This is a genomic window from Amycolatopsis thailandensis (assembly GCF_042723255.1).
In the GTDB taxonomy this organism is placed as follows: Bacteria; Actinomycetota; Actinomycetes; order Mycobacteriales; family Pseudonocardiaceae; genus Amycolatopsis; species Amycolatopsis thailandensis.
Map to the genome: position 1 here is coordinate 25,542 of NZ_JBHXJK010000096.1, position 8,504 is coordinate 34,045.

General features: G+C 68.8%; 3 protein-coding genes. 2 read left to right on the forward strand and 1 reads right to left on the reverse strand.

Annotation, left to right across the window (positions count from 1 at the left end; genetic code table 11):
• Nucleotides 1-42: 42 nt before the first annotated feature.
• Both ctaD and ACFWMR_RS30450 read left to right on the forward strand, forming a co-directional pair.
• Nucleotides 43-1,752, forward strand: a complete 1,710-nt coding sequence (gene ctaD / locus ACFWMR_RS30445) for an aa3-type cytochrome oxidase subunit I (RefSeq protein WP_449224340.1) — start codon at nt 43-45, stop codon at nt 1,750-1,752.
• A gap of 10 nt (nt 1,753-1,762) precedes the next feature.
• A complete protein-coding gene (locus ACFWMR_RS30450) occupies nt 1,763-2,305 on the forward strand; it encodes a bifunctional nuclease family protein (RefSeq protein ID WP_378380861.1) in 543 nt (180 codons plus the stop codon).
• Between the two features lie 82 nt (nt 2,306-2,387).
• Here ACFWMR_RS30450 and ACFWMR_RS30455 read toward each other — a convergent pair whose 3' ends face one another.
• On the reverse strand, nt 2,388-7,880 hold the full coding sequence (locus tag ACFWMR_RS30455) for an ATP-binding protein (RefSeq protein WP_378380862.1): 5,493 nt from the start codon (nt 7,878-7,880) through the stop codon (nt 2,388-2,390).
• Nucleotides 7,881-8,504: the final 624 nt, after the last annotated feature.

Sequence of the window (8,504 nt, forward strand, 5' to 3'; positions counted from 1 at the left end):
GACTCTCCTGGAGGGGTACCAGCTCTCCGAAGGTGTGTCCTCGTGCTGGGAGTCGCCGTGACCACAGTGAAGACAACGCCCCGACCGGAGGCCATCCGCTTCGGCGGGCGGCCTCGCGCCCCCAAAGGCTCCGTGTTCCTCAGTGTCGTCCGCACCACCGACCACAAGACGATCGGCCTGCTCTACCTCGGTACCTCGTTCGCGTTCTTCCTCGCCGGCGGGATCATGGCGCTGCTGATGCGCGCCGAACTCGGCAGGCCGGGGTTGCAGTTCCTTTCCCAGGAGCAGTACAACCAGCTGTTCACCATGCACGGCACGATCATGCTGCTGTTGTACGCGACGCCGAATCTCTTCGCCTTCGCCAACTACATCCTCCCGTTGCAGATCGGGTCGCCCGACGTCGCGTTTCCCCGGCTGAACGCGTTTTCCTACTGGCTTTACCTTTTCGGCGGCACGATGACGCTGACCTCGTTCGTCACGCCGGGCGGCGCACCCGACTTCGGCTGGACGGCCTACACCCCGCTCTCGGCCGCCGCGCACGCGCCGGGAGTCGGCGCCGACCTGTGGATCATGGGCCTGATCGTTTCCGGGCTGGGCACGATCCTCGGCGCTGTCAACATGATCACGACGATCCTCTGCCTGCGCGGGCCGGGGATGACCATGTGGCGGCTGCCGCTGTTCACCTGGAACATCCTCTTCACCACGATCCTGATCCTGATCGCGTTCCCGATCCTCACCGCCGCGCTGTTCGCGCTGGAAGCCGACAGACGGCTGGGCGCGCACGTCTTCGACCCGGCCAACGGTGGCGCGATCCTGTGGCAGCACCTGTTCTGGTTCTTCGGCCATCCCGAGGTCTACATCGTCGCGTTGCCGTATTTCGGCATCGTGACCGAGATCGTCCCGGTGTTCAGCCGGAAACCGTTGTTCGGTTACAAGACGATGGTGTTCGCGACGATCTCGATCACCGCGCTGTCGATCGCGGTGTGGGCGCACCACATGTTCGCGACCGGCGCGGTGCTGCTGCCGTTCTTCTCGATCATGACGTTCCTCATCGCGGTGCCGACCGGGATCAAGTTCTTCAACTGGATCGGCACGATGTGGAAAGGGCAGCTGACCTTCGAATCGCCGATGCTGTGGTCGGTCGGGTTCATGGTGACGTTCCTGCTCGGCGGGCTGACCGGGATCATCCTCGCTTCACCGCCGCTGGATTTCCATGTGCACGACAGCTATTTCGTGGTCGCGCACTTCCACTACGTGCTGTTCGGCACCATCGTGTTCGCCACTTTCGCCGGGATCTACTTCTGGTTCCCCAAGATGACCGGCCGGATGCTCGACGAGCAGCTCGCGAAATGGCATTTCTGGACCACGTTCATCGGCTTCCACACGACTTTCCTCGTCCAGCACTGGCTCGGCAACGAAGGCATGCCGCGCCGCTACGCCGACTACCTGACGTCGGACGGATTCACCGCGCTCAACACGATTTCCACGATCGGCGCCTTCCTGCTCGGCGCGTCGGTGCTGCCGTTCCTCTGGAACGTGGTCCGCAGCTTCAGGTTCGGGGAGGTCGTCGAAGTCGACGACCCCTGGGGACACGGGAACTCCCTGGAATGGGCGACGACCTGCCCGCCTCCCCGGCACAACTTCTTCGACCTGCCGAAGATCCGGTCCGAACGGCCGGCGTTCGAACTCCACTACCCGCACATGGTCCCCCGGTTGCGCGCCGAGGGACACTCCAGCCGACCGAAGGAATGAGGTACCGCGCATGATCCCGATGGACGTCGAAGGGATGGCAGTCCTGGCTCCGGAGGCGGCTCCGGTGATGCTGCTGCGGGAGCGCGAGGGTGAACGCCGCTGGCTGGCGATCACGATCGGCGGCCCCGAGGCGAGCGCAGTGGCACTCGCGCAGGAGAAGATCCGGCTGCCGCGGCCCGGCACGATCGAACTGATCGGCAAGGTGGTCGAGTCGTTCGGCCACCGGGTGACCGGGGTCGAGGTGACCGCGCTGCGGGACGGCATCTTCTTCGCCGACCTGGTGTTCGAGTCCGGTATCCGCATCTCGGCCCGGCCGAGCGACGCGGTCGCGATCGGCCTGCGCGCCGGTGTCGTGATCGAGGTGGCGGATTCGGTGCTGGAGGTCGCTTCGGTGCGGGTCGAGATCGTGGGGGCGGGGCCCGACGCGGAACTGCCGTCGGTGCCGCCGGATCCGGTCGCGCAGGAGCGCGAGGTCGAGGAGTTCCGGGCGGCGCTGGACAAGATCGTGCCGGAGGACTTCGGGGACCTGCCGCCCGGCTCGTCTGGTGATTAGCCTTCCCCGGATGTCATGAAAGGGTCGTTCAGGACATTTTTCGTCCTGAACGACCCTTTCATGACATTCCGGTAGGGGAGGGTTATTGCTGCTTCGCCAGGCCCCGTTCGATCGCCTCGATGATGCGCGGCCGCATCTCCGCCGCGCTGATGATCGCGTCCACCGAACCGACCTTCACCGCGCGCTCGATGCTGTGCACACCGTCGAACTCCGAAGCGACCGCGCCCAGCTTCTCCGCTCGCACCGAGGACTGGACCTCGGCCAGCTCCGCGGCCAGCGCGGCGCGTTCGGCGCCGGTCGCCCCGCTGAGCTTGTCCGAGAGCGTCCGCACCCGCTGATCCGCCGCGGTCCGCGCGTTGACCTCACCGGCGAACACGACCGCCGCGGCGGGCGCGCCACCGAGTACGGAGGCGAACGAGCCTTCCAGCGCCAGCACGGTCATGTTCGGGTTCAGCGCCTTGGAGAAGACCACGAACGCGCCGCCGTGGTACCGCGAGATCACGGTGAACACGATCGGGCCTTCGAAGTTGACGATCGCCCGGCCGATCTCCGCGCCGTACTCCAGCTGGAGTTTCCGCATCGACTCCGGCGAACCGTCGAAGCCGGACAGGTTCGCCAGCACCACCAGCGGCCGGTTGCCGCTGGCCGCGTTGATCGCCCGCGCCGCCTTCTTCGACGACCGCGGGAACAGCGTGCCCGCGGTGTAGGTGTCCGGGCCGTCGGTGGGCGGGAAGCCGCGGCGCGGCACCGAACGCGACTCGATACCGAGCAGGCAGACCGGCCGCCCGCCGAGGTGCACGTCCTGCACGGCCGCGGTCTCCGCGTCGGCCATGCCCGGCCAGCGCTCCAGCACCGGGTGGTCCTGGTCGGACAGCGCGCGCATCACCGTGCGGATGTCGAACGGCTTCTTGCGGTCGGGGTTGGCTTCCCGCGAGAAGATCTGGCCGACCGTGGTGAAGTCGCTGTCGACGGCCGCGTGCGGGAACGGCGAGATGTCCCGTTCGATCGGGTCGTTCGTGACTGCCTTGCGCGGGCCGGTCTCCTCCGGCGCCACGTAGGTGTGGTCGTAGTGCGACATCAGCACGTCGCGGGCCGCGGCGAGGTTCGGCGCCCAGTACTGCGCCTGGCCGTTCGGGCCCATGACGCGGTCGTAGCCGCCGATGCCGAAGTTGTCCTCGGCCGAGACGCCACCGGAGAAGTCGAGCGACTGCTTGCCGGTCAGCACCATCGCGGAATCCGGCGTCATCACCAGGATTCCCTTGGTGTGCATGAGCATCGTCGCTTCGGCGTTCCAGTACGGCTGGGCGCCGACGTTGATCCCGGCGACGACGATGTTGATCTCGCCACCGTCCTGGGTGAAGTGCACGATGCGCTTGAGCGCGGCCGCGACCCAGTCCATGTTCTCGGTGCCGGACTCCATCGAGATCCGGGCGCCGGCCGACAGCGCGTACCACTCCAGCGGGACCCGCAGCCGCTCGGCGAGGTCCAGCGCCGCGATCACCCGGGAGCACTCCGGCTCCGACAGCGCGCCGAGCGCCTTCGTCGGGTCGCCCAGCAGCACCACGCGCTTGACACCCTCCGGGTGACGCTCGGTCGGCGTGGTGACCACACCGGCCACGATCGCGGCCGTGTTGCGCCCCTTCTTCCGGTCGACCGGGACGAGCGTGTTGGTGTCGTCCATGTCGTACTCGCTGAACGAGCCGAGCATCTCGGTCAGCTCGTACGGGTACACCGTGTCGCGACGGCGGGCGCGCAGCACGTTCTGGCGGTAGTCGTCGAGCGGGAGGATCGGCTCGGTGGTCGGCTCGGACAGCGACATCTGCACGCCGCCGCTGACGTCGTAGCCGATGCGCACGGCGACCTCGGTGACGTCGCCGGTCACGCGGTCGCGCTGCCTGCCGAGGAACTGGACCTCTTCGAGACCCGCGCCCGCCGTCGACGGCTGCACGCGCTGCGCGACCGTGTCCAGCTCTTCGCCGGTGAGCTCACTGGTCGGCCACACGTACAGCATGATCCGGTTGGTGTCGAAGCGCTTCTTCGGCGGAAGCTTCGCCTGCACCTCGCGGATCGCGTCGAGGCAGCCGGCCAGCGTGCCTTCGACCGCGGGCAGGGCCAGCAGCTTGCCGTCGTTGTCCCGCAACGGGGTCAGGTCACGGACCTGGGCGAGCGCGACCAGCCGCTGATCCGACGGGTTCATCGGCGAGACGCACTTGAACAGGTACACGTCCTCGTCACCGGACGGCAGCCGGGTGAGGTCGAAGTTCGCCAGCCGCTGCAACTGCATCCGCTGGGCGATCAGCGGGTGCAGACCGCGGATCAGCCGCTCCTCGCTGAAACCGGTCGAGGACGGGCGGAAGGTGAAGTGGTGGTGCGTCACCGCGCCGCCGTGCCCGGCGACGGTGGTGGTGACGCGCCGGATCCGGCTCGGCAGCGACTCGGCGGTGAGGATCTCACGCAGGCCCGCCGCCATCGCGTCGTCGTCGGCCGACTCATCGTCCCAGGTGAGATAGAGGTCCGCCTCGACGTCGGTGTCGGCGGGCAGCTGGGCGGCGAGATCGGCGACCGCCTTGATCGCGCCGGGCAGCCCGGCCCGGTCGACGGCGGTGGTGGCCATGTGGAACCGCTCGTTCTCGTCGGCGTAGTCACCGGTGACGAAGGTGCAGCCGCCGACGGTGAGCTGGCCGACAGCGGTGAGCGCGCGGTTGCCGTAGTAGCGGCGGCTCAGCACTTCGAGCAGCGGGGTGTGATCGGTGCCGGGGCGCCCGATCCGCTGCCCGAGCAGGCGCACCAGCGGCTGCGCGCTGGCCTGCATGCTGGCGATCCGCTCGGCGCGATCCGGGGAGTCCGGGTTCACGTCGAGGTGGCGCAGGTGCTTGCGGACCTCGCTGTACACCTCGGCGCGCGTGCGGCGGAGCAGCGGCTGGGCGAACCAGCGGAACACCACGCTGCGCGCCAGGTCGCCGACCACCGGGAAGCGGAGCTGGGTGGCGGCGATGAGCGCCTCCAGTGCCTTGCCCGCGGGCTCGCGCATCGACTCGAACGGCTGCGCCTCGGTGAGCCACTGCCGCAGCAGCGCGGTGACGACCGCGACGTCGGACGAGGTCCGCTGCTGGGCGAGGAAGATGCGGAAGACCGCCTCCTCCAGCTCCGGCGTCCGCTCCAGGTCCGTGATGCCGTAGTGGGCCAGGACCTTCTTGAGCTTGTTCTGGAACGACTCCGACAGCCCGGCGCGTTCGACGTCGAGACTCTGGAGGTAGGTGTGGAAGAACTCGCGGGAGCTGTGCACCCGGGTGTCCGACTTGGCCTCTTCGCGCGCCGGCTTGTTGCGCATCAGCTCGGACAGGTCGGCGAACACGGTCAGCAGTTCGACCTCGCCCTCCAGCGGGCGGTCGCCGTTGCCCTCCAGTTCGGCACGGGCGGCCAGGTACGTGCTGAGCGTGCGGCGCTCGTCGTGCGGGTCGACGTCGAAGCCGAGCAGGAGGCTGCGCAGGTCCTGCTGGCCGCGCGTGATCCGCTGCATCGCCGACGTGCCGTCCGGTTCGGTGGGCAGCTCGATCTCGATACTGCCGGTGTCCTCGGCGACCTCTTCGCCTTCCTCCGCCAGCGGTTCGAGCCGCAGCAGGGGAGCACCGGTCTCGACCTGGCTGCCGACCGAGACGACGCACTCACGCAGCTTCGCCCGGAACGGCGCGCGGAGCACCGTCTCCATCTTCATGCTTTCCAGCACCAGCACGGGTGCGCCGGCCTCGACCTCCGCGCCGACCTCGAGCGGCGTCGCGACGACGAGCGCGGGCGCGGGGGAGCGGACGACGCCGCCCTCGTCGCGGCTGATGCGGTGGGTCACGCCGTCGACCTCGACCAGGTGGATCGGTCCGTGCGTGCCGGTGACCAGGCGGAACCGGGTCCCGTTGACGGTGATCTGGCCGGTGTGCTCGTCGAACCGGTCGACCTCGACGTCGGCGGGGTGGATGTCGCCGCCGCCCGCGGAGACGCCGACCCGGAACCGGCGGTGACCGATCCGGGCCACGCTCACGCGGTACGCGGCGCCGCGCAGTTTGAGGTCGAGCGGGCGGCCGCTCTCGTGCTGAACCTGCGGGCGGCCACCGTGCGCGGTGGACAGAAGCCGTTGGCGCTCAACGGCTTCCTCGTCCTCGTAGGCCTCGATGGCGGCGGCCGCGAGCGCGATCGCCGAATGGCGGTGGGTGACCAGCTTGCCTTCGCCGCGGACGCGGTCGATCCAGCCGGTGTCGGCGCTGCCGTCGATCACCTCGGGCTGGTCGAGCAGGTCGAGGACGAAGCTCTTGTTGGTCGCGCCGCCCTCGATGATGACGGTGGTCTGCGCCATCGCCCGGCGCAGACGGCCGAGCGCCTCGTCACGGTCGCGGCCGTAGGCGATGATCTTCGCGATCATCGAGTCGAAGTCGGCCGGGATCGTGTCGCCTTCGCTGACCCCGGTGTCGACCCGGATGCCGGGTCCGGCAGGAAGGTCCAGGCGGGCGATGCGGCCAGGCGACGGGGCGAAGTCGCGGTCGGGGTCCTCGGCGTTGAGCCGCGCCTCGACGGCGTGACCGAACTCGGCGGGCTGGACGCCGTCGAGCTTGCCGCCGGACGCGACGTGCAGCTGGGCCTTGACCAGGTCCATGCCGGTGGTCAGCTCGGTGATCGGGTGCTCGACCTGAAGGCGGGTGTTGACCTCGAGGAAGGCGAACAGCTTGTCGCCCGGGTGGTAGAGGAACTCGACCGTGCCGGCGCCGCGGTAGTCGACCGCGAGCGCGAGCCGCTCGGCGGACCGCTTGAGCTCGGCGGCCTGCTCGGGGCTCAGGACCGGGGAAGCGGACTCCTCGATGATCTTCTGGTTGCGGCGCTGCACCGAACAGTCGCGGACGCCGAGCGCCCACGCGGTGCCCTGGCCGTCGGCGATGACCTGGACCTCGACGTGCCGGGCGCCGGTGACCAGGCGCTCCAGGAACACGACGCCACTGCCGAAGGCCCGCTCGGCCTCCAGGCTGGTGCGCTCGTAGGCGTCCTTGAGCTCGTCGGCGGAGGTGATGACGCGGATGCCGCGGCCGCCACCGCCGGCGGTCGCCTTGAGCATCAGCGGGTAGCCGATGTCCTCGGCCGCGCTGATGGCCGCGTCGAGGTCCGCGACGGCGCCGCGGCTCCACGGCGCCACGGGCACGCCGACCTCCTCGGCGATCAGCTTCGCGCCGATCTTGTCGCCGAGCTTGCGCATCGCGTCCGCGCTCGGGCCGATGAAGGTGACGCCCAGCCGCTCACACAGCTCGGCGAAGGCCGGGTCCTCGGCCACGAAGCCCCAACCGACCCAGGCCGCGTCGGCCCCGGTCTCGGTCAGCGCCCGCTCCAGTACGGCGAAGTCCAGATACGGACGCGCCGACGCGGGACCAAGGTTGTGGCTGAGGTCGGCTTCCCGCACGAACGTCGCCGACCGGTCCGCGTCCGTGTAGAGAGCGACGGTCTCGATCCGCTGTCCGGTCTCCGCCGACAGCTCGCGGACGGCATGGATGAGCCGCATCGCGGCCTCTCCGCGGTTGACGATGGCGACACGACTGAACACCGACTGAGCCTCCCAAGTACGCAGCACAACAGGGTGACGTCCCGCCGGATCACACGGGGGACAGTCTCCTGTACCTGTCTAACAGCCTGCCTCTTACCGGCCGGTACGAGAATGTCGTCGGTGACGCATGCCGAGGGCCGGTGCTTGTAGGAACCCGCCAAAAAGTGTCCTGGAACACCTAGTAGAGGGCCCTGATGACGTGATGAAGTGGACAATCGGGGGTCGGACTTGCTAGTCGGGTTCGTGAGCTGTCATCAGGTGTTCACGCCCGGTTTCATCGGGGTTGCCGGGACGGCTGGTCCGGCGCGGGGTGCTCGTCGCGGCGCTGGGTTGGGGGGCGAGGCTACGCGCCTCGTGGGGAGTGATGCTCGGGCAGGGGCGGCGTGGCCGTTTTTCGGCGACGGCTTATTGGGCGGTAAGGCAAAGGGATGGAGTCCGGCTGGTCGGCGGGCCGGTCCCGCCCAGGGTGTCCGCAGGGAACATTTGACGGCGGTTAAGTGCCCGATTTAGGCCAATGTGGACTATTTTGCGTGGCGTAGTGAGTGGTAACTAGGGTTATTGAGGGGTATGGCAGATGTGGCGTGTTCTGTCGCTCGCCCGCGCAGACCGGACCCGGTGTCGCGA